General features: G+C 40.1%; 1 protein-coding gene. It reads left to right on the top strand.

What is annotated here, in order from left to right; genetic code table 11:
• Positions 1–216 precede the first annotated feature (216 nt).
• Positions 217–1,164, top strand: coding sequence for an IS30 family transposase (locus tag ABT160_RS47030; RefSeq protein WP_003130410.1), 948 nt, complete (start codon positions 217–219; stop codon positions 1,162–1,164).
• The last annotated feature ends 125 nt before the right edge of the window (positions 1,165–1,289 follow it).

Genomic DNA, 1,289 nt, shown 5'->3' with positions numbered 1-1,289 from the left:
ACGGGAAAAATTCTGAAAAACTAAAAGAAAACATACGTATTTCTTTTTCAGAAATGAATACAATTGATGAAGTTAATCTCTTCGTTGAAAATCTTAGTTCTATTTTAAAAAAATAACGCAAATTGTAAAATGAAGTTAGCCACCTTGAGTCAAGCAAAAAACATCTGAATCTCTTATACTAGAAGTTCGACCAAATAGTATAAAAAGGAAATTCAGATGCAAGACTATTCTATCACAAGCCAGAGCAAAGGGAAACACCTGACCAATCAAGACCGTTTAAACATTGAACGTTGGCACAATAAAGAAGGACTGAGCAACCGTGAGATTGCGCGCTTATTGAATAAAGCTCATGGGACGATTGACAGAGAGATGAAGCGAGGGGAAATCCAGCTCAAGCGGAAGGTAAAATACTCTGCTAAAAAGGCTCAAGAAAATTATGAAGGATTGAGGGCTCACAGTGTTCGTCCGAGTAAACTCACGACTGAGATTGATTGTTATGTGAGTACACGTCTTAAAGAAGACAAGGACTCTTTGGAAGTCATTCATCAGGCTCTAAAAGGAGTTTCTCTGAGCAGCCTCTACAATTGGGTCAACTGGGGCTGGTTAGAAGCCAAGCGTCATCATCTTTTCTATCCGCAGTATAAGGCGGCAAAGAAAATCAAACCTCGTGCGCCAAAGCATCCTTTTGGTAAGTCTATTGAAGAACGGCCTGAGTTCATTAACAATCGCTTAGAAGTGGGGCATTACGAGATTGACACGGTCATTCTTACGAGAGCTAAGAACAAGGTGCTTTTGACGCTCACAGAGCGAAAATACCGCACGGAGATCATTCGCTTGATTGATGGGAAAACAGCACAGGCGGTCAATGATGAGCTGGTGGAACTTCAAAAAAGTTATGACTTCAAATCCATTACCCCTGACAATGGCCATGAATTTGCAAGGCTCTCTGAGGTCGTAAGCTGTCCAGTTTACTATGCACACGCCTACGCGAGCTTTGAGCGAGGGACGAATGAAAACCATAACCGAATGATTCGTAGGCATCTGCCAAAAGGCACAACAAAGACGACCCCTGAAGAAGTCGCCGCTATCGAGTATTGGATGAACCATTATCCAAGAAAAATGTTCAACTATAAGAGTTCATATGAGATGAGCTTGGCTGGCTAACTTGGACTTGCAATTTGCGTAAAAAATTAAATGCTCGCTAATAAGGGATATAAGTTATAAAATAATAAATATAGCATGAGAAATTAAATAGATTTCTTGTGTTTGGATAAGCAATATTAAAGGAG

The organism is Streptomyces sp. NPDC001941, assembly GCF_040296945.1.
Classification (GTDB): Bacteria; Actinomycetota; Actinomycetes; order Streptomycetales; family Streptomycetaceae; genus Streptomyces.
The sequence above is the reverse complement of the archived record's forward strand: the minus strand, read 5'-3'. Positions and strand labels throughout refer to the sequence as shown.